This is a genomic window from Candidatus Latescibacter sp. IFSED24 (genome assembly GCF_058273205.1).
Genome location: NZ_CM177850.1, coordinates 4,771,143 through 4,791,014, shown reverse-complemented (window position 1 = coordinate 4,791,014; position 19,872 = coordinate 4,771,143). Strand labels below are relative to the sequence as shown.

Annotated in this window: 18 protein-coding genes and 1 pseudogene; 10 read left to right on the top strand and 9 right to left on the bottom strand. The window is 70.2% G+C overall.

The genetic code is table 11. The annotated features are described in order from the left end of the window. Positions 1 to 99 precede the first annotated feature (99 nt). The gene (locus IFSED24_RS19250; protein ID WP_491333115.1) at positions 100 to 528 is read left to right on the top strand and encodes an arsenate reductase ArsC; all 429 of its coding nucleotides are present in this window, start codon (positions 100 to 102) and stop codon (positions 526 to 528) included. A gap of 24 nt (positions 529 to 552) precedes the next feature. Further along, the gene (locus IFSED24_RS19245; protein ID WP_491333114.1) at positions 553 to 804 is read left to right on the top strand and encodes a CBU_0592 family membrane protein; all 252 of its coding nucleotides are present in this window, start codon (positions 553 to 555) and stop codon (positions 802 to 804) included. Here the strand turns inward: IFSED24_RS19245 and IFSED24_RS19240 are convergent. The 7 genes from IFSED24_RS19240 to IFSED24_RS19210 form a co-directional block, all read right to left on the bottom strand. Then, a complete protein-coding gene (locus IFSED24_RS19240) occupies positions 770 to 1,462 on the bottom strand; it encodes a copper homeostasis protein CutC (protein WP_491333113.1) in 693 nt (230 codons plus the stop codon). The genes IFSED24_RS19245 and IFSED24_RS19240 overlap by 35 nt on opposite strands. After that, a complete protein-coding gene (locus IFSED24_RS19235) occupies positions 1,459 to 2,142 on the bottom strand; it encodes an aromatic aminobenezylarsenical efflux permease ArsG family transporter (RefSeq protein ID WP_491333112.1) in 684 nt (227 codons plus the stop codon). Before IFSED24_RS19235 ends, IFSED24_RS19240 begins: the two co-directional genes overlap by 4 nt. After that, positions 2,142 to 2,696: a nitrophenyl compound nitroreductase subunit ArsF family protein gene (locus IFSED24_RS19230; RefSeq protein WP_491333111.1), complete on the bottom strand. Its 555-nt coding sequence runs from the start codon at positions 2,694 to 2,696 to the stop codon at positions 2,142 to 2,144. The genes IFSED24_RS19235 and IFSED24_RS19230 overlap by 1 nt, the downstream gene beginning before the upstream one ends. A 31-nt stretch (positions 2,697 to 2,727) precedes the next feature. Next, on the bottom strand, positions 2,728 to 2,958 hold the full coding sequence (locus IFSED24_RS19225) for a thioredoxin family protein (protein ID WP_491333110.1): 231 nt from the start codon (positions 2,956 to 2,958) through the stop codon (positions 2,728 to 2,730). A 12-nt stretch (positions 2,959 to 2,970) separates the two neighbouring features. Further along, a complete protein-coding gene (locus IFSED24_RS19220) occupies positions 2,971 to 4,263 on the bottom strand; it encodes a permease (RefSeq protein ID WP_491333109.1) in 1,293 nt (430 codons plus the stop codon). Continuing rightward, a complete protein-coding gene (locus tag IFSED24_RS19215) occupies positions 4,260 to 4,595 on the bottom strand; it encodes an ArsR/SmtB family transcription factor (protein ID WP_491333108.1) in 336 nt (111 codons plus the stop codon). Before IFSED24_RS19215 ends, IFSED24_RS19220 begins: the two co-directional genes overlap by 4 nt. 88 nt (positions 4,596 to 4,683) lie before the next feature. Next, on the bottom strand, positions 4,684 to 5,142 hold the full coding sequence (locus IFSED24_RS19210) for a DUF5658 family protein (protein WP_491333107.1): 459 nt from the start codon (positions 5,140 to 5,142) through the stop codon (positions 4,684 to 4,686). Between the two features lie 240 nt (positions 5,143 to 5,382). Between IFSED24_RS19210 and selD the strand changes: the two are divergent. The 4 genes and pseudogenes from selD to IFSED24_RS19190 all read left to right on the top strand — a co-directional run. After that, positions 5,383 to 6,381 (top strand): annotated as a pseudogene (gene selD / locus IFSED24_RS19205) (selenide, water dikinase SelD); the annotation flags it as partial. Between the two features lie 83 nt (positions 6,382 to 6,464). Then, complete coding sequence (locus IFSED24_RS19200) at positions 6,465 to 7,352, top strand: HDOD domain-containing protein (protein ID WP_491333106.1); 888 nt, start codon at positions 6,465 to 6,467, stop codon at positions 7,350 to 7,352. Positions 7,353 to 7,538: 186 nt separating this feature from the next. Next, positions 7,539 to 8,810, top strand: a complete 1,272-nt coding sequence (locus IFSED24_RS19195) for a metallophosphoesterase family protein (RefSeq protein ID WP_491333105.1) — start codon at positions 7,539 to 7,541, stop codon at positions 8,808 to 8,810. Further along, a complete protein-coding gene (locus tag IFSED24_RS19190) occupies positions 8,797 to 12,219 on the top strand; it encodes a hypothetical protein (RefSeq protein WP_491333104.1) in 3,423 nt (1,140 codons plus the stop codon). Before IFSED24_RS19195 ends, IFSED24_RS19190 begins: the two co-directional genes overlap by 14 nt. 1 nt (position 12,220) lies before the next feature. Here IFSED24_RS19190 and IFSED24_RS19185 read toward each other — a convergent pair whose 3' ends face one another. After that, a complete protein-coding gene (locus IFSED24_RS19185; RefSeq protein WP_491333103.1) occupies positions 12,221 to 12,544 on the bottom strand; it encodes an ArsR/SmtB family transcription factor in 324 nt (107 codons plus the stop codon). A gap of 115 nt (positions 12,545 to 12,659) precedes the next feature. Further along, positions 12,660 to 13,607, bottom strand: a complete 948-nt coding sequence (gene ispH, locus IFSED24_RS19180) for a 4-hydroxy-3-methylbut-2-enyl diphosphate reductase (protein WP_491333102.1) — start codon at positions 13,605 to 13,607, stop codon at positions 12,660 to 12,662. 172 nt (positions 13,608 to 13,779) lie between these two features. Between ispH and IFSED24_RS19175 the strand changes: the two genes are divergently transcribed. From IFSED24_RS19175 to IFSED24_RS19160, 4 genes are read left to right on the top strand one after another with little or no spacing between them, the layout of a single operon-like run. Further along, complete coding sequence (locus IFSED24_RS19175) at positions 13,780 to 13,992, top strand: YgaP family membrane protein (protein WP_491333101.1); 213 nt, start codon at positions 13,780 to 13,782, stop codon at positions 13,990 to 13,992. A gap of 10 nt (positions 13,993 to 14,002) precedes the next feature. Further along, on the top strand, positions 14,003 to 15,409 hold the full coding sequence (locus tag IFSED24_RS19170) for a TolC family protein (protein ID WP_491333100.1): 1,407 nt from the start codon (positions 14,003 to 14,005) through the stop codon (positions 15,407 to 15,409). Next, positions 15,406 to 16,497, top strand: coding sequence for an efflux RND transporter periplasmic adaptor subunit (locus IFSED24_RS19165; protein WP_491333099.1), 1,092 nt, complete (start codon positions 15,406 to 15,408; stop codon positions 16,495 to 16,497). Before IFSED24_RS19170 ends, IFSED24_RS19165 begins: the two co-directional genes overlap by 4 nt. A gap of 1 nt (position 16,498) precedes the next feature. Further along, the gene (locus tag IFSED24_RS19160; protein ID WP_491333098.1) at positions 16,499 to 19,789 is read left to right on the top strand and encodes an efflux RND transporter permease subunit; all 3,291 of its coding nucleotides are present in this window, start codon (positions 16,499 to 16,501) and stop codon (positions 19,787 to 19,789) included. Positions 19,790 to 19,872: the final 83 nt, after the last annotated feature.

Genomic DNA, 19,872 nt, shown 5'->3' with positions numbered 1-19,872 from the left:
TCGCTCCCTGTCTTGATCGAGAGGGCGGCCCTTGGCAGGACCGCCCTCTTTGTGTATCCGTGGTCTCAATCGTCGATCACCGCGGCAGAAAGGACACCCATGCCCGCGAAGCTCCGCATCCTCTTCCTCTGCACCGGCAACAGCTGCCGTAGCCAGATGGCCGAGGGCTGGGCCAACCACCTCAAGGGCGATCTCCTCGAGGCCTGCTCCGCCGGCATCGAGGTCCACGGCCTCAACGAGCGCGCCGTGCAGGTCATGGCCGAGGCGGGCGTCGACATCAGCGACCACCGTTCGCAGCACGTCGACGAGTTCCTGGACCAGCACTTCGACGTCGTGGTGACCGTCTGCGGCCACGCCCACGAGAGCTGCCCCGTCTTCCCCGGCGACACCAGGATCGTCCACCACGGCTTCGGCGACCCGCCGCGGCTGTCGGCCGGGCTCGAGGACGAGGAGCGTATCCTCGACGTCTACCGGCTGATCCGCGACCGGATCCGCGACTGGGTGGCCGAACTGCCCGACAATCTCTGACCGCGAACGTGAAGGTGGCTGGACATGGCGGCGCACGACATCGTCGGCAGTGTGGGTGTGGCGCTGATCCTCGGCGCCTACGTGCTACTGCAGACCGACCGGCTCACGGTCCGCGACGTGCGGTACTCGGCGCTCAACGCGCTGGGCGCCGGACTGGTGCTCTTCTCGCTGTGCTTCGAGTTCAACGTATCGGCCTTCGTGGTCGAGGCGTTCTGGCTGGTGATCTCGGTGGTGGGGATGATCACGTCGTGGCGGCGAGCGCGGTCGCGAGCTTAGCTCGATCGAGCCTCAGGTGACGGCCGTAGGGACCGTCGTCCTCCACCCAGGTCGTGAACGAGCCATGCACCTCGTGGCTGCCCGTGAGGCGGCGCAGCTCGGTCAGGCTGGCCGGCGTCACGCCACCACCCGGCAGGATGGCGACATCGCAGCTGCGGTCGATCAGAGCCCTGATCGTCGCGGCTCCCGCCAGCGCCGAGGGTGCCCCACCCGCCGTCAGCACCCGGCTGACGCCCAGTTCGCCGAGCTGGTCGAGGCTGGCCAGGAGATCCGGCGTCTCGTCGAAGGCGCGGTGGAAGACGACCTGGCGGCCGGCAGCCAGCGCCACCAGTTCACGAACCCGCTGGCGGTCGATGGTGCGGTCGTGGCAGAGGCAGCCGCAAGCCACTCCCTGCGCCCCTGCCGCCAGCGCAGCCGCCGCGTCCGCGAGGACGGTCCGCCACTCGTCCGCGGTGTAGACGAAGCCGCCGGGCCGCGGTCGGATCATCACCACCACGGGCACGGCCACCGCCGCGAGCGTGCGCTGCAAGCTGGCCGGCGACGGTGTCAGCCCACCCACTTCCAGCCCCGTGTTCAGCTCGAGGCGCTGGGCGCCGAGAGCCGCGGCGGCCACGGCATCCTCGACCCCACCCGCGCAGACCTCGATCAGGATGCTCATAGAAGCCGCAGCGAGTAGCGGACCGTGAACACCAGCCCCACTCCCAGGAACACCGCGCCGGTGGCCCAGCGCGCCCACTTCTCCACGACGGAGACGCGGTCGAAGATCTGCCCCACGCGTCCGGCGGCGAACGCCAGCACCAGCCCGAACGCCAGCACCGGCAGCGCGGTCCCGATCCCGTAGACCAGCGGCAGCCAGAATCCCGACCCGGTCTCCAGGCAGACCGGCAGGAGGCTCCCGAAGAACATCGCCGCCGACACCGGGCAGAACGCCAGCGCGAACATCACGCCAAGAAACAGGGCCGCGCCCAGACCCATGGCCGACGCCCGACGCTGCACCCAACCGGTGAAGCGCCCCCCTCCTCCGCGCGGCAACGCCAGCCACTCCACCAGCACCAGGCCGGTCACCAGTAGGACCGGTCCCAGAAGGCGGATCATGTTCTCCTGCAACCAGGCCGACACCGCGGGCACTGCGAGTAGGCCGCCCACCAGCACCATGCCGAGACCGACGTAAGCGAGGGCGCGACCGGCCGTGTAGAGCAGGCCGGTCCAGAGCGCCCCGCGCGCGCTGTCGGTCCGGCGGCCGATGAATCCCATGGCCGCCACGTTGGTGGCCAGCGGGCAGGGGCTCAGACTGGTGAGGATACCGAGCCAGAGCGCGGTGCCGACCGCCGCGAACATCAGGCGCCGCCCAGGCCGATGTCCTGCAGGCAGGCCGCGAGATTCTCGGCGATGTAGGCCTTGTAATCGTCCTCGTCGCCCACCTTCTCCCATACCAGGTCGAGCCGGCGCCAGCCATGGTCCTGGCCATCCTTACGCTCCACCATCACCACCACCTTGGTGGCCAGCTCGAAGTCGTCGATGAAGTGGCGGGTGGCATCGGTCTCCACGTTCACCACCTTGAACACCACCAAGCCGTCGCGCTGTTGCGCGGCGAAGCGTTCGTCGATCACCAGCGAGGCCAGGGCCTCCATGCGGTTGCACGTATAGCACCGCTTGGTGCCGTGGAAGTAGTAAACCACCACGCCATCGGCCGGCAGTGCATCGGCTCCAGGCACGGCAGCCGTCGCACCGGGATCACCCGTGCATCCGGGGGGGCAGGCTCCCGTCGTATCGCACGACTGGGCGGACTGACTCGAGTCAACGCCGATGCCGTCCCCGCCGGCGACGACATAGATCACGCCGCCCACGGCCAGGAGTAACAACAGTCCCGTCACGATGGTCTTGATGTTCATGGTCCCTCTGTCCTTGTTCCAGGGTCCTCGTTCAGCCGAGCAATGCCTTGACCTCGTCGAGGCCCGGCACCTTGCCCACCACCTTGACCTCGCCGTCGATCGCCAGCGCCGGGGTCATCATGACGCCGAAAGCCATGATCTCCTGGATGCCCGAGACCTTCTCCAGCTCGGCATCGAGGCCGAGCTCGGCGATGGCCTGCTCGGCGGTCTCGTACAGCTTGGTACACTTGGCACAACCCGTGCCCAGGATCGACACCTTCATGGGGCATTCCTTTCAGGCGAGGGCTCCGTAGAGGAGCCCGGTCAGGGTGGCCATCGCCACCACCAGGGCCACGAACACCGCCGTCTTCCGTCCCCCGATGACGCTGCGGATCACCAGCATGTTGGGCAGGCTCAGCGCCGGCCCGGCCAGCAGCAGCGCCAGCGCCGGACCCTGGCCCATGCCGCTGCCCAGCAGGCCCTGCAGGATGGGCACCTCGGTCAGGGTGGCGAAGTACATGAATGCGCCCACCAGCGACGCGAAGAGGTTGGCGCCCAAGCCGTTGCCCCCCACGGCGTCCGAGACCCAGCGCGCCGGGATCATCCCCTCCTCGCCGGGTCGACCCAGCAGGAATCCCGCCACCAGCACGCCCCCCAGGAGTAGCGGCATGATCTGCTTCGTGAACTGCCACGATTGGTCGAACCAATCACCCAGTTCGCCGTCACGACCCGCGGTCACGAAGCCCAGGCCGAGCACCCCGGCGAGGAACGGCGCCTCGGGACGACGCAGAACCAACGCCAATCCCGCCACCACGAGGCCGGTGGCGACGAGTCGCCGGCGCGCGGCACCCAGCCAGGCCCCCAGCTCCACCGCCAGGGCCAGGGCCAGCCCTGCCGCCAGCCACCACTTCACGCCGAAGACGGCGGCCTGCATCCCGGTGCCGTCGCCGGGACCCCAGGTGGCGGAAATCAGGATCAGGATCAGCGTGGCCAGGAAGACCACGTTCTGCCAGAGCGGGCGTACCGGCTCCTCGCACGGCATCTGCAGCGCCGCGGCCTGCCGCAGGCCTTCGCTGCGCCGGAAGATCCCGGCCATGGCGAGCCCGATCACCACCGCGAAGATCACCGCGCCCAGGGCTCGCGCCAGACCGAGGTGAGGGCCCAGCACGGTGGCCGTCAGGATGACCGCCAGCACGTTGATGGCCGGTCCGCTGTAAAGGAAGGCGCTCGCCGGGCCGAGCCCCGCGCCCATGGCGTAGATCCCGGCGAACAGCGGCAGCACCGTGCACGAGCACACCGCAAGCACGGTTCCCGACACGGCCGCCACGCCGTAGGCCACGGGCTTGGGCGCCGTGGGACCGAGATAGCGCATGACCGATTGCTGGCTGAGGAAGGTCCCGATGGCGCCGGCGATCCAGAACGCCGGCAAGAGGCAGAAGATGACGTGCTCGCGGGCATACCAGCGCACCAGGTGCAGCGCCTCGCCCAGGGCATGGTCGAAACGGAATTCGCCCACCGGCAACCACCAGCAGGCGGCGAAGGCGGCGGCGAGTCCGACGAAGGACTTCCACTGGCCACGCAGGCTCATGCCCCGGCCTCCCGGGCCGGCGCCGCTTGAATGGTCTGCGGACGGTTGCCGGCCAGGCTCTCCACGCAGCTCATGAACTCGAGGACACAGGGTGCGGCGAGGCTGTAGAAGATCTGGTTGCCCCGGCGCTCGTCGCGCACGAGGCCGGCCTCGCGCAGCACCGCGAGATGCTTGCTGACGGTGGAGATGTCGGCGCCCACCAGGACCTGCAGGTCGCAGACGCAGCGCTCGCCGCGGCCCAGCTCCTGGACCAGGAAGAGTCGCGTGGCGTGGCCGAGGGCCTTGAAGACCCGGGCATGGTGGCGGCAGCGGTCGAGTTCGGTCTGAGGCATGGTGGAACCTCCACTGGCAAAGTTTGGCTATTTTGCCAAATAGTCAAATAGAATTCGCCACCGGAGTCGACGCCGGGCCCTTGCCGGGTCAGTGGATCTTCAGCAACAGGGTGAAGTGATAGAACGCCAGGCCCCCGTAGACCACCACGAGGATCAGCAGTGCGGTCCGCACCCAGCTGAAGTAGCGGTGGATCGACAGCAGCAGGAACGCGATGGGCAACGGCCCCAGCTTGATCATCAGGAACCAGCCCACCCCGCGATTCAGGGCGTTGACCATGATGGGATTCACCTCGGTGCCGCCGTTGTCGAGGATGTAGAGCGTGGAGGCGGCATCCAGGGTGATGAAGATCATCAGGAGGAGGATCAACACCAGGTGGCGACCGGTGGAGCGGTCGACATAGCGGCCGCGCAGCAGGTCCGTGTCGCGGCGGATGCGGGTGCGCCGGCCGCGCAGGGTGAAGCCGGAGAACATGGGCGTCGGGCGCAGGCGACGATCGCCGCCATGACGGCGGTTGCTGCTCTGGGACTGCTCGGGTCGTGGGGCCAAGGAAACCTCCGGCGGGGCCAATCCATCGATCTGCAGAAGGTGCCGTCAACCGGGCTCATTGGCAAGTCCCGGTGTTCCGGTATCGGCCGTCCGAGCCGGATGTTGACACCGGTGTCCGGCGCCCTGACATTGACCGGAGTCCGCGCCCGACCGGGGCGCCGCGTCGCCGCCACGAGGAGATCTCGCATGTCCGCAGCCGAGCAATTCCAGCTCACCAAGTTCGCCAAGAGCGCCGGCTGAGCAGCCAAGCTGAGTCCAGGGGACCTGGACGGCCTGCTCGCCAAGCTCGCGGGAACCGCCTCGCCCGACCTCCTGGTCGGCTTCGACACCGCCGACGACGCCGGGGTCTATCGTCTCGACGCCGAGCGAGCGCTGGTGGTGACGGCGGACTTCATCACACCCGTGGTGGACGACGCGTTCACCTTCGGCCGCGTGGCGGCGGCCAACTCGCTCAGCGACGTCTACGCCATGGGTGGGCGCCCCCTGATCGCCATCAACCTCACCGGCTACCCTCAGAACGAGGTGCCGGGCACGGTGCTGGGCGAGATCCTGGCCGGCGCCGCCGCAGTCTGCGCCGAGGCCGGGTGCGTGGTCGCCGGCGGACACACCGTCCGTGACAGCGAGGTCAAGTTCGGCCTGTCGGTCACCGGCCTGGTCCACCCCGACCGCATCCTGCGCAACAGCACCGCCCGCCCCGGCGACCGCCTGGTGCTGACCAAGCCCCTGGGCACGGGTGCCCTGGTCGCGGCCAACCGCGCCGCGGCCCTCAGGGCCGAGGAGTACGACGCCCTGGTCGCCTGCATGACCACCCTGAACCGCCAGGGCCTCTTCCTGGCCGACCTGGGCGCGAGCGCCTGCACCGACGTCACCGGCTTCGGCCTCACCGGCCACGGACTCGAGATGGCCCGCGGCGCGGGCGTCCAGCTCGCGCTGGAAACCGCCGCCATCCCCCAGCTGCCCCGGGCCGCCGAGCTCTGCGCCAGCGGCTTCACCTGTGGAGGGACGAAGGCCAACGCGTCGTTCACCGAGGCACTGATCCGCTTCTCCCCCGAGCTCGACGCGGGCCAGATCGGCCTCCTCCACGATCCCCAGACCAGCGGCGGCCTGCTGGTGGCCGTGCCCGCCCAGCGCTGCGACGAGCTCTGCGCCGCGCTGAGCGCGGACGGCGCGCTGTGCAGCGTGGTCGTGGGCGAGGTCCGCGAGCGGTCGGGTCAGGACCCGTATCTGGTGTTCTCCTAGGCCGTTTTACCGCTCAAGCCCCCGGAACGCGGGTCGATGAGGATCCTAAGGAATCCTTATCGACCCGTTTCGGGAGGACCCCCTTGTCCGCGCCCACCCAGCACCAGTCCCTGATGGACATTCACCCGCGCGAACTGCGCGAGTTCGTGAAGGATCTGCCCACGCTCCCGGTGGTGTTCCAGGAGCTCTTCTCGCGCATGCAGGATCCCGACACCCAGGTCAGCGAGCTGGCCGAGGTGATCACCCGCGATCCGGCGCTCACCGCCAAGATCCTCAAGCTGGTCAACAGCGCGTTCTACGGCCGGCCGTCGCAGATCACCACCATCAGCCGCGCCGTGATCATCATGGGGTTCCAGGCGGTGCGGTCGGCGGCGCTGGCGGTGTCGGTCTTCGAGCGGTTCAAGGGCCTCACCTCGTCGGCGGCCTCGTTCTCCATGGAGGGCTTCTGGCGCCATGCGGTCGGCGTGTCGTGCCTGGCCAAGCAGCTCAGCATGGTGCTGCATGTGGGCGAGCCCGAGGACGCGTTCGTGGCCGGACTGCTCCACGACGTGGGCAAGCTTGTCATGCTCCAGCACTTCCCCGAGGACGTGGAAGACCTCACCCGCGCGGCCGCCGAGCAGCAGCTCACCTGGCGTGCGTGCGAGGAGGTGCTCTTCCCCATCCACCACGCCGCCATCGGTCGCGCGCTGTTCCGCGCCTGGGACTTCCCCGCCCCGGTGATCGAGGCCGTGGCTTGCCACCACGCGCCCGAGACCGCCAGCCGCCACGCCGAACTGGCCTGTCTCGTGCATCTGGCCGACTACTTCAGCTACCACATGGAGAGCGGCTGCCCGGGCGCCGCCACGCCCCGCCAGCACTCGCACGACGCCGCCAAGCTCGTGAACCTGACACCCGATCTGGCCAGCCAGGTCCTGGAGCGCGCGCGCGAGGAGTTCGACGAATCGCTGGAGATCCTCAAGCTTCTGGACTGACCCGCGCCACTTCGGGCAGTCATGGGGCGGCGGTCCTGGAAGGGGCCGCCGTCCTTCTGGTGGCGCCCGGGCCATGGTCGACCATGCCGGACAGCGGTTTCCCTGGCCATCGTCGATCCTCCAGGCACAACTCTTTACGTCGTTCCCGGCGAGTTGCATACTGCGAGGATCGGAAGGAATCCTCTCGTGCCCACCCGCCTGCTCGCCATCGGCGACATCCACCTCGGCCGCGCCAGCGGTCGCCTGCCCGGTTCGCTGGATCCGTCCCGCCTGGGTCCGGCGGCTGCGCTGCGCCTGGCGGTGCAGACGGCGCTGAACCTGGAGGTGTCGGCAGTCCTGCTGGCCGGCGACGTGGCCGACGACACCCGCGACCTCTACCACGCGCTGGGCGTGCTCACCGACGTATGCCGGCCGCTGGCCGAGCACCGGATCCCCATCCTGGCGGTGGCCGGGAACCACGACCACGACGTGCTGCCCCGCCTGGCCGCCCTGCTGCCCAACGTCCATCTGCTCGGGGCAGGCGGCGTCTGGGAGACCCGCGAGGTGACCGGTCCCGGCGGGCCGGTCCGGGTGCTCGGCTGGTCGTTCCCCGGGGCGCATCACACCACCAGTCCGGCGCGCACGCTCCCCTCGCTGACGCCTGGCCCGCCCACCATCGGCCTCCTGCACGCCGACCTCGACGCCGCCGTGAGCCGCTACGCGCCGGTGTCCCGTCGCGAGCTGTCGGCCGCCCGCGAGGTCCGCTGGCTGCTGGGCCACCTGCATCAGCCCACGCTCGCGGCCGAGACCACCGACCCCGGCTACCTCGGCTCGCTCCTGGGGCTCGACCCCACCGAGACCGGTCCCCACGGGCCCTGGCTCCTCACCGTGGCAGGTCCGCGGCTGACGCTGGAACACCTGCCCCAGGCGCCCTTGCGCTGGGAACGGCTCGACGTGGCGGTGGACGACCTGGCCGACCCAGCCCGCGAACTCTCCACCCGGGTCGCCGCCGCGTTGCAGGAGTTCGCCGCCGCCGAAGAGGTCGACCTCTCCCACGCCAGAGTCCTCGGCGTGCGCGTGCGGCTGGTGGGTCGCACCGCCGAGTTCGCCGCGCTCGAGACGGCCTGCCAGCGGCTGGCCGACAAGGAGCTCGCTCTGCGCCAGGGCGAGCAGCTCGTCTTCCTCGACGCCGTGACCAGCGTGGTCGCCCCGCTGCACGACCTCGCCGTCCTCGCCGAACAGGACGATCCACCGGGACTCCTCGCCCGCGAGCTGCTGGCGTTGCAGGCCGGCGAGGGCGACGACCTGCTGCGCGAGGCGCGGGACGCAGTCCAGGCTGTCGACCATCAGGCCAATTTCCAGCCGCTGGCCGACCTCCCCCTAGCGGAAGACGACCTGCGCGCGCGGCTCCTTCACGAGGGCTACCAGGTGCTCGACGCGCTCCTGGCCGCGAGGGAGGCGCCGCATGGATCTGCGTGAACTGCGCATCGGGCGCCTGCCCGGCCTGCCACGACCGTTCACCGTGGTCGCCGAGCCAGGCTTCAACCTGATCCTCGGGCCCAACGGTTCGGGTAAGAGTTCGCTCTGCCGGGCCGCCCTGGGCCTGCTCTGGCCGCAGACCGCGCCGGCCGGCGAGCTGAGCGCCACCTGGCACGAAGGCGACACCGTCTGGCACGCGTCCCGCGCCGGCGGGACCGTGGTCGGCTGGCAACGCGATGGCCAGCCGAGCGAGCCCCCCATGGTCCCCGCACTCGCCCAGGCCAGCGCCTTCCGCCTCGGCCTGCTCGACCTGCTCAAGCTCGAGGCCGACGCCACCGACCAGGACCTGGCCCGCGCCATCCGCAACCAGATGGCCGGCGGCTACGACCTCAGCGCCATGCTGGACCAGGAGGCGGTCAGCGGCCTGGAGGGCAAGAAGGCCGCCGCCGACCTCGCCGCCGCCGAGCAGCACGTGGCCGCTCTGCGCCAGCTCCGCGCCGAGCTGGCAGACCAGGAAGCCAGCTTGCAACGGCTGCACGACGAGCTGGATGGCGCGCGCAGCGCCGCCGGCCGTCAGGAAGCACTGCGCGTCGCTCTGGCCGTGGTGCAGGCCAGGGCCGAGGCGGAGGACGCCGCGCAGCAGCTGGCCCAGCGCTATCCCGCCGTCATGGCGAACCTGGCCGAGAACGCCGCCGAGCGCCTCCAGACCCTGCGCGACCGTCACCAGAACGCCACCACCGAGGCGGAGCATGCGCACCGGGACCAGGCCGTCGCCGCGGCCATGATCGCCGAGGCCGGACTGCCCGATGGAGGACCTGACCCGGTCACGCTGGCCACCGCGCGCCGTCGCCTGGACGAGGCACGCCACCTGGCCGCCCAGCGCGCCACCGCTGCCGAGGACCTGGCCGCCGCGGTCGCCGCCGAGCGGACCGCCCGCGAGCAGCTGGCCCCGTGGGGCGAGCCCGCGCCCGACAGCGAGGTTGACGATGCCAGGCTGCGCGAGGTCGCCGCCGGCCTCCACGAACAGCTCAGGCTCGGCGCCGAGCGCCAGGGCCTCGAGCAGCTGCTCGGCGACGACGGTCTGCAGCCGCCCGATCCCCCGTTGCTCGCGATCGAATCGCTGGCCGCCGCGCGAGCGAGCCTCGTCGCCTGGCTCCTGGCCGCCCCCGAGCGCACCCTGCAGTGGCTCCCGCTGGCGGTGGGCCTGTCGCTGGTGGCGGTGGGCGTGTGGCGGCGTCCCGACCCCGTCTGGCTCGTCCCGGGCCTGGGTCTCGCGGTGCTGGTCGCCGCGCTGGTGCCGTTCATCTGGCGGCCGCGGAGCCGGCGGGCCCGCCGGGCGTTCGCCGCCAGCGAACTGCCGGCGCTGGTGTCCTGGACCCGCGCCGCGGTGGACGCGCGGCTCGCCACCCTGGACAGCGATCTGGTCGCCGCCCATCACCAGGTCCTCCTGCAGGCCCTCCGCCAGCAGCTCCGCCAGCGTCGCGACCGCGTCACCGGCGACCTGACCGCGCTCGCTGCCGCGCACGAGGAGCCTGCCGCGGCCCTGAGCGCGGTCGAATGGCTCCACCGGTCGGCCGCATATCACCGGGCTCGCCGCGAACAAGCTGCCGCCGAGGCTCGCGTGGCCCAACTCGCCGCGGAGCTGGTAGAGTGCCTCGAGGCCGCGGCCGCCGACCTTGCGCCCTGGCTCCAGTCTCCGATCGATGACCTAGTCGCCCTCGCCGCTGGCGTCGAGGATCTGGAGCAACGGAGCCAGCGACACCAGCACGCCACGCGCGACCACGCCGAGGCCGAACGCCGACAGGCCGACAAGGCCGAGGTGGCCACCGTGGCCGCGGACGAGATCGCCGAGCTGCTCGCCGCCCAGGAGCTGGGTCCCGACGACGACGCCGTGCTCCGCGCCCGTGTCGCCCAGCTCGCCACCTTCCGGCAGCGGCAGGCCAGCGCCGCGAGCAAGGCCACCGAGCTGGAGCTGCGCCAGCGGGCCCTCGACGCGCTGCCCGCCGACCTGCGGGAGATCGCCGGGACCGCCGTCGGTCGCCCTGCCGGCGAGCTGGCGATGGACCTGGCCGCCGCCGAGGCCAAGGCCGCCAGCGCCGAAACGCTCCAGCAGAGCATCACCGCCATCGAGACCCGCCTCGATCAGGCGCGCCACGACAGCGCGCTCGACGCCGCCATGACCCGGCGCGACACCATGGCGGCCGACCTGGCCCAGGAGCGCGATCGCGTCCGCCGCACTCACCTCCGCCGCCTGCTCCTCGAGCGCCTGCAACGTCAGCACCGCCGGCTCAGCGAACCGCCGGTCCTGGCCCGCGCTCGCGACCTCTTCCTCGACTTCACCACTGGCCAGTTCGAGCTCACCATCCCCGACCAGGACGCCGAGAGCTTCCGCGCCCGCGACACGCGCACCGGCGAGGGCCTGGCCCTCGGCCAGCTCAGCGACGGCACTCGGGCCCAGCTGCTGCTCGCCGCCCGCCTCGCCTTCGTGCGCGAGGCCGAGCGCGGGGTGCGGATCCCCTTGTTCCTCGACGAGTCGCTCACCGCCAGCGACCCCGCCCGCTTCACCGCCGTGGGCCGCGCCGTGCTGCGCCTGGTGGCCGAGGAGGGGCGACAGGTCTTCTACCTCACCTGCGACCCCGCCGACATCCGCGCCTGGCAGGACCTCCTGGCCGAGGCCGGGATGCCACCCGCACCCGTGGTCGACCTCGCCGCCCTGCGCCATCGGGATGCCGCCGCGCCCGCCGCCCGCCTGGAGCCCCGGCCGCGACCCGAGGTCCCCGGACCCCGGCCCGACGAGGACCCCACCACCTATGCCCAGCGCCTCCAGGTACCCGCGCTGGACGGCCACGCGCCGGCCACGGCCGCCCATCTCTTCCATCTCCTGCGCGACGACCTGCCGCTGCTCCACGGCCTGCTCGCGCACGGCGTGGTGGCGCTGGGGCAGGTCGAACCGCTGGCGGCGGTGCTGGCCGCCGAGGAGGTCCTGCCGGCGTCGGCCTGGGCCCGCCTGCAAGCCCGCGGCCAGGCCCTGTCCCGGTTCCTCGACCGCTTCGTCGTGGGCCGCGGCCGCCCGGTTCCGGCCGGTGCCATCGCCCAGCAGAGCGGCATCAGCAGCACCAAGCTGGACGAGGTGGAGGGCGTCCTGGCCAGGGAAGGCCACGACGCCGCACGCCTGCTGGCGGCTCTCGCCGCGCGCGAGGTGGCGCGTTTCAATCAGGAAAAGCAGGGAGAACTGGCGGCGTGGTTGCGGGCTCAGGGATATCTCGACGAGCGCGATCCGTTGCCCCTGGCGGAGATCCGGTCCCAGGTCCTCGGCGCCGCCCAGCCGGACCTGGCAGCGGGCCTGGTGACGCTGGCAGAGCTCGAGGGCCTGCTGGCGGCCTGGTGGACCGCCGCCGGCGGTACCTGAGCTACTGTCCCTTCATCATGGCCATCTGGTCCTCGAGCCGCTCGACGAGGATCTGCCGGGTCAGGGCGCAGGCCTCGCTGATGCGGTCGGAACGCAGGCTGTAGAACACGTTGATCCCGTCGCGCCGCGTGTTGACCACGCCCGCCTGGCGCAGTACCGCCAGGTGCTGGCTCGTGTTGGCCTTGGGGATCTCCAGATGCTCGGCCAGGCTGTTGACCGTGATCTCGCCCTCCTGCTTGAGGATGTCGAGGATCTCCAGCCGCTTGGGGTTGGAGAGGGTCTTGCAGAGCTGGGCCTGCATCTCGTAGAGCTTGCGATCCATCATCCCGTCCTTCCGGTTTCCAGGCACGGTGGGCCCGACGCCCACGCCACCAAGATACCACGATGATGCATAATGTCAAAGCTCTACAATTGCAAATATGAGAAACTGGTAGGGCATCTCATTCGAATCCAGCGAGTTCCCGGGGCATCTTGAAGGTCACGTTCTCCTCGGCCCCGGTCACCTCGCGCGGTTGCCAGCCGGCGGCGCGCAGCTTCTCCGCCACGGCCTGCACCAGCCGTTCGGGCGCCGACGCCCCCGCGGTCAGCCCCAGCACCGAGTGCCCGGACAGTGCGGCGGGATCCACCTCGGCGGGTCCGTCGATGAGGGTCGCCCCCGCACCACCCTGACGCGCCACCTCGCAGAGCCGCACGCTGTTGCTGCTGTTGGCCGAGCCCACCACCAGCACATGTTCGGCGCCGCGCGTCACCAGGTCCTTCACGGCGGCCTGCCGGTTGGTGGTCGCGTAGCAGATGTCGTCCTTGTCCGGTCGCACCGCGTGGGGGAAGCGGTCCTGCAGGGCGGCCACGATGCCGGCGGTCTCGTCGACGCTGAGGGTGGTCTGGGTGACGTAGGCGACCTCGGCGTCCTCGGCGAGGTCGAGCCGCGCCACGTCCGCCACCGTCTCCACCAGGTGCACCTGGCCCGGCGCCTCGCCCATGGTGCCGACCACCTCGTCGTGGCCCGCGTGGCCGATCAGGACGATGGGCCGCCCCTTCTCGGCGTGCCGGAGCACGCTGCGATGCACCCGGGTGACCAGCGGGCAGGTGGCGTCCACGGTGCGCAGACCGCGGCGCGCCGCCTCCTCGCGCACCGCCGGCGCGATCCCGTGGGCGCTGAACACCACCACCGCCCCGTCGGGGGCCTCCGCTAATTCCTCTATGAAAATGACACCGCGATTGCGAAAATCCTCGACCACGGCTTGGTTGTGCACGATCTCCTTGCGCACATAGAGAGGGGTGCCATGGATCTCCAGCAGGCGTTCGACCACGCCCACGGCTCGCTGGACCCCGGCGCAGAATCCACGCGGACTGGCAATCAACAGTTGCCGCTGCTTAGCGTTGCTCACGTTTGCTCCTTGCTGCTGGGCGGCGTCGCTCGCTCCCGCCAAGAAAACCCCGATGGACCGGTCTCACAAGTCCCGCCCGGCGGGGCTTTTTTTCTTGCGCCCTCACGAAATAAGTGTAGAATAGCAATAGTTTAGAAACTTCGAAACTAACACTCTTCGAAAGGATGCCATCATGACCGTCGACCGCTGGCTCCGCGCCATCGCAGGCGCTCTGCTCATGATCAGCGTGGCCCTGGCCGTATTCGTCAGCCCGAAATGGCTCTATTTCACCGCCTTCATCGGCCTGAACCTCTTCCAGAGCGCCTTCACCTGCTGGTGCCCCATGATGACCATCCTGCGCAAGCTCGGTGTCCCGGACCAGGCCCCCTCCGGCCAGAGCTCCTGAGGTGAACCCCATGATGCGATCCATGCCCCTGTCGCTGTTGACCGTGGTCGTCGTGTCCGCCCTGGGGACCGGCGTCCTGGCCACAGAGAACAGCGACCCCGGCCCGGCCGACCCCTCGCGCCTGGGCACGATCCGCGGCGACACCCTCTTCATCGACCAGCAACGCCTGGTGGCCACCGCCCTCGAGCGCAACGAGATGCTGCTGGCCAGCGGTGCGCTGGTCGAGGCCGCGGGCGCCGAGGCCGCCGGCGCCTGGTCCGGCTTCCTGCCCCGGGTCTCGGTGAGCGAGTTCTTCCTCCGCTCCGACGACGCCCTGATGGCCTTCGGCTACAAGCTCCAGAATCGGGGCGTGGCCGCCGCCGACTTCGACCCCACCCGCCTCAACGACCCGGGCGAGACCAACAACTGGGTCACCCGCCTGCAACTCATGCAGCCGATCTTCAACGGCGGCATGGGCTGGAACGGCAAGGCCGCCGCCGATGCCGCGGCCCAGGCCGCCCATTTCGACCACGTGCGTGCCCGCGACACCGTGGTGCTGCAGGCCGTGGAGGTGTACGAGGCGCTCAACCTGGCCAGCGCCTTCGAGGAGGTGGTCGAGGCGGCCATCGTCTCGGCCGAGGCGCACGCGCGCCAGGCGCGATCGCTGCTCGACGCGGAGATGGCCACCGAGGCCGACATGCTGCAGGCCGAGGTCTTCCTCAGCCGGCTCCGCCAGCAGCTGATCACCGTCCAGAACCAGCGCGCCATGGCCGGCGAGATGGTGCGACTGCTCACCGCCATCGAGACGCCCCTGGAGATCGCCACCGGCCAGACCGACCACAGCATGTTCGCCACCGACGCCCCCGACACGGCGGCCACCCGCCAGCGCGCCGACATCCTGGCCCGCGAGCAAGAGGCCATCGCCGCCGGCAAGATGGTGGGCGTGGCCACCGGCGCCATGCTGCCGCACATCAACCTGAGCCTGCAGCGCGATTACTACAGCCACGACGACATCTTCGGCAGCGACGCCAAGAGCTGGGGCCTCGGCGTCTACGCCACCTGGGACCTCTTCAAGGGGCTCGAGAACGTCTCGAGCCTCCGCCAGGCCAAGGCCGAGCGCCGGGCCGCCGACCATCGTTACCAGTTCGAGCTGCGCCGCGCGCGCCACGAGGCCCAGCAGGCGTGGCGCGACGCCGAGGCCGCCCGGGCCCGGGTCACGGTGGCCGAGAGCGCGGTCGACGCCGCACGCGCCTCGCTGCGCATCGTCTCCAACCAGTACCGCGAGGGTCTGGCCAGCATGATCGATCTGCTCGACGTGCAGGCCGCCGCCACCCGGGCCGAGGGCGATCTCGTCCAGGCCCGTCACGACTACCGGGTCGACCTGGCCCGGCTGGCCCACGCCGCGGGCAGCGGCGGCGCCCAAGGAGGGAACCAGTGACCTACCCGACCAATCACCACGGTGTCCGCCTCACGGCCGGCAGCCTGCTGCTGGCCCTGGTGGTGGCGGTCGCCGGCTGCGGCGGCGGCGACGAGCCCGCCTCCTACGAGCCCAAGACCGTCCGCGCCGATCTGGTCGAGGCCGTGCGCACCACCATTCCGCGCACGGTCATGGCCACCGGCACGCTCGAGGCCCAGAACTCAGTGGAGGTCTCCACCCGGATAATGGGGCACGTGCGCGAGGTCCTGGTGCGTGAGGGCGAGACCGTGACCACGGGCCAGTGCCTCGTAAGGATCGACGAGACCGACATGCTCGCGCGCAAGCGCCAGGCCGAGGCCGCCATCGCCGAGGCCCAGGCCGTGCTCGACAACGCCGAGACCAACCTGGCGCGCTTCGAACGCCTCTTCGCCGAGAAGTCGGTCTCGCGTGCCCAGCTCGACGACGTGCGCACCGGCCGGGCCCGCGCCCTGGCCGGATTGCAAGGAGCCCAGGCCGCGCTTTCCGAGGTCGAGGTCCAGCTCGACTACCTGCGCATCAAGGCGCCCAGCCCCGGCACCGTCACCCACCGCCTGGTCGACCCCGGCGACATGGCCAGCCCCGGCCAGCCGCTGGTGATGCTCGAACAGACCGGGGTGATGAAGGTCGTGGCCGGACTCGGCGAACGCGACGTCGACCTTGTGGACGTGGGCGCCGAGGTGCGCGTCAAGGTGACCTCGCTCGACCAGGCCGTCTTCACGGTGCCCGTGGCGCGCATCCTGCCCGCCGCCAATCCCATGAGCCGCACCTACGACCTCGAGGCCTACCTGCCCAACCAGGGCGGTCGGCTCAAGAGCGGCATGTTCGCCCGGGTCGAGGTCGCCGTGGGCTCGCGCGACGCGGTGCTGGTGCCGACTGCGGCGCTGCACACCCGCGGCCAGCTCACCGGGGTCTGGATCGTGGACGACGAGCGGACTGCGCACCTGCGCTGGATCCGCACCGGCCGCGAGATCGGCGACGAGGTCGAGGTCCTGTCCGGCCTGCAGGGCGGCGAGACCCTGGTGCTGCGCGCCGATCTGCCTCTGGTCGAGGGCGACAAGGTGGTGAACTGACATGAGCGACTTCATCGACAAGGAGACGCAGTTCCTGCACGAAGGCCCCGATCCCGACCTGCCTCCCGACGCCGGGCCCATGACCCGGCTCGCTCACACCTTCATCAACAGCAAGCTCACGCCGCTCCTGGCGCTGAGCATGCTGCTCATCGGCCTGTTCGCCATCTCGCTCACGCCGCGCGAGGAGGAGCCCCAGATCGTCGTGCCCATGATCGACGTCATGGTGATGCTGCCAGGCGCGACGCCGGCCGAGATCGAGAACATCATCACCAAGCCGCTCGAGCAGAAGGTCTGGGAGGTGGAGGATGTGGAGTACGTCTACAGCTCCTCCTATCCCGGCTTCTCGCTGGTCACCGCGCGCTACGTGGTGGGCACCGACATGGAGAAGGCCATCACCCGGCTCTGGAACAAGATCCAGGGCAACATGGACCTGGCGCCCATGGGCATCATGCAGCCCATCGTCAAGGTCCGCTCCATCGACGACGTGCCCATCATGTCGCTGACCCTGTGGAGCGAGACGTACGACCTCTACGACCTGCGCCAGATCGCCGGCGAGCTGCGCGCCGAGATCGCCGCCATCGACAACGTGTCGGTGGTGGACATCCACGGCGGCCGGCGGCGCACGGTGCGCGTCGAGCTTGACCCGCAGCGCATGGCCGCCCTCGGTGTGACCACGCTCTCGGTGCTGCCGGCGCTGCAGATGCAGAACCAGAGCCTGCCCGCGGGATCGTTCAGCATGGCGGGCGAGGAATTCTCGGTGGAGACCGGCGCCTTCCTGCGCGACGCCGACGACGTGGGCAACCTGGTGGTCGGCGTGCATCAGGAACGGCCGGTGCGGCTGCTCGACATCGCCTCCATCACCGACGGCCCCGCCGAGATCGACAGCTATGCGTTCTACGGCGTGGGCCCCCGCGCCGCCGACGTCGGCGTGGACCCGGCCACCCTGCCCGTGGGCAGCGAGTACCCCGCGGTCACCCTCTCGGTGGCCAAGCGCAAGGGCAGCGACGCCACCCGGGTCTCGCACGCTGTGCGCGAGAAGATCGAGAAGCTCGAGGGCCGCCTCATCCCCGGCGACGTCCAGCTCTCGGTGACCCGCGACTACGGCGAGACCGCCAACGAGAAGGCCAAGCACCTGATCGAGAGCCTGGGCCACGCCATCCTGCTCGCCATGCTCGTGGTGTTCCTGGCCATGGGCTGGCGCGGTTCGCTGATCATCTTCGTCTCCATCCCCACCACCTTCGCGCTCACCCTGTTCGTGTACTACATGTTCGGGTACACGCTGAACCGGGTCACGCTCTTCGCGCTGATCCTGGTGACGGGACTGGTGGTGGACGACACGATCATCGTGGTCGAGAACATCCACCGCCACTTCCAGGAGAAGGGCAAGCGTTCGGTCAAGATCGCGCTGAAGGCCATCGAGGAGATCGGCAACCCCACGATCCTCGCGACCCTGACGGTGATCGCCTCGCTCTTCCCCATGGCCTTCGTGCGCGGGCTCATGGGCCCCTACATGCGACCCATGCCCATCGGCGCCTCGCTGGCCATGGTGTTCTCGCTGTTCGTGGCGTTCGTCATCGCCCCCTGGCTGGCCATGCGCCTGATCAAGCCGCACACCGGCAAGGACGGCCAGGCCAGCGAGGGTCGTCCCCTCGAGGACACCAGGATCTACAAGCTCTACGCCCGGACCATGCGGCCGCTGATCTCCAAGCCGGCCCGCGGCGTGCTGGCGCTGGTCGTGGTGGCCGTCCTGACCGTGGCCAGCACCGTGCTCTTCTTCACCCGCACCGTGCAGGTGAAGATGCTGCCCTTCGACAACAAGAGCGAGTTCCAGGTCGTGGTCGACATGCCCGAGGGCACGACACTCGAGGAGACCACCACCGTGGCGCGGGAGATCGGCGACTACCTGGCCACCGTGCCCGAGGTCACCGACTACCAGCTCTACTCGGGAACCGCGGCGCCCATCAACTTCAACGGACTGGTGCGTCACTACATGATGCGGCGCGGCCCCAACGTGGCCGACCTGCAGGTCAACCTGGTGGACAAGAGCAAGCGCAGCGACCAGAGCCACGCCATCGCCGTGCGCGTCCGCGGCCCGATCCAGGAGATCGCCACCCGGTACGGCGCCGCGGTGAAGGTGGTGGAGGTGCCGCCCGGTCCGCCGGTGCTGTCGACGCTGGTGGCCGAGATCTACGGCCCCGACCACGCCGGCCGGATCGAGGTGGCGCGTCAGGTGAAGGAGATCTTCGAGACCACACCGGGCGTGGTCGACGTGGACTGGTACGTGGAGGCGGACCAGACGCGCTACCGTTTCATGGTGGACAAGGAGCGCGCCGCGGTGCGCGGGGTCAGCTCGCAGCAGGTCGCCCAGACCCTGGCCGTGGCCCTGGCCGGCCTGGACGGCGGCCTGGTCCACGTGGAGGACGCCGCCGAGCCGGTGCCGGTGAACGTGCGCCTGCCGCTGGTCGACCGCAGCAGTCCCGAGGCCCTGGGCCAGCTCTACGTGGGCAGCCGCGACGGGGGGCTCGTGCCGCTGTCCGACGTGGTCCGCGTCGAGGCCACCTCCATTCCCAAGAGCCGTCACCGCCGCAACCTCAAGCCCACGGTCTACGTGACCGGCGACGTGGCGGGCGCGCTGGAGTCGCCGATCTACGCCATCCTCGACATGAAGCCGCGCATCGCGGCGATCCCCATCCCCAGCGGCGTGGAACTGGCCCAGCACTTCAAGGCCCAGCCCGAACTCACCGAGAAGTACAGCCTGAAGTGGGACGGCGAATGGCACATCACCTACGAGGTCTTCCGCGACCTGGGCGTGGCCTTCGCCGTGGTGATGGTGATCATCTACCTGCTCATCGTGGGCATGTTCCAGAACTTCACGATTCCGCTGCTGATGATGATCCCGGTCCCGCTGACCCTGATCGGCATCATCCCGGGCCACCTCATGTTCGACGCCTTCTTCACCGCCACCAGCATGATCGGCCTCATCGCACTGGCGGGGATCATGGTCCGCAACAGCGTGCTCTTGATTGACTTCATCCTGGCCCGCCAGAAGCACGGACTCGCGCTGGAGGAGGCGGTGATCGAGGCGGGCGCCGTGCGCTTCCTGCCCATCGCCCTGACCGCGGGGACCGTGGTCGCCGGCAGCTTCGTCATGGTCTTCGACCCCATCTTCCAGGGGCTGGCCATCTCGCTGATGATGGGCGCCGCCATGTCCACGATCCTCACCATCGTGGTGATTCCGCTGGCATACTACCTCTACGCGCGTAACCGCGGGGGGTCATCTCGAGATGACTAGCTTTCCAGGAGGGTTCTGAACACGGTATTCCGGCCCGCCCGATCCCGGGTGGGCCGGGGTGCCGGCTAGAGAAGAGAATGGCC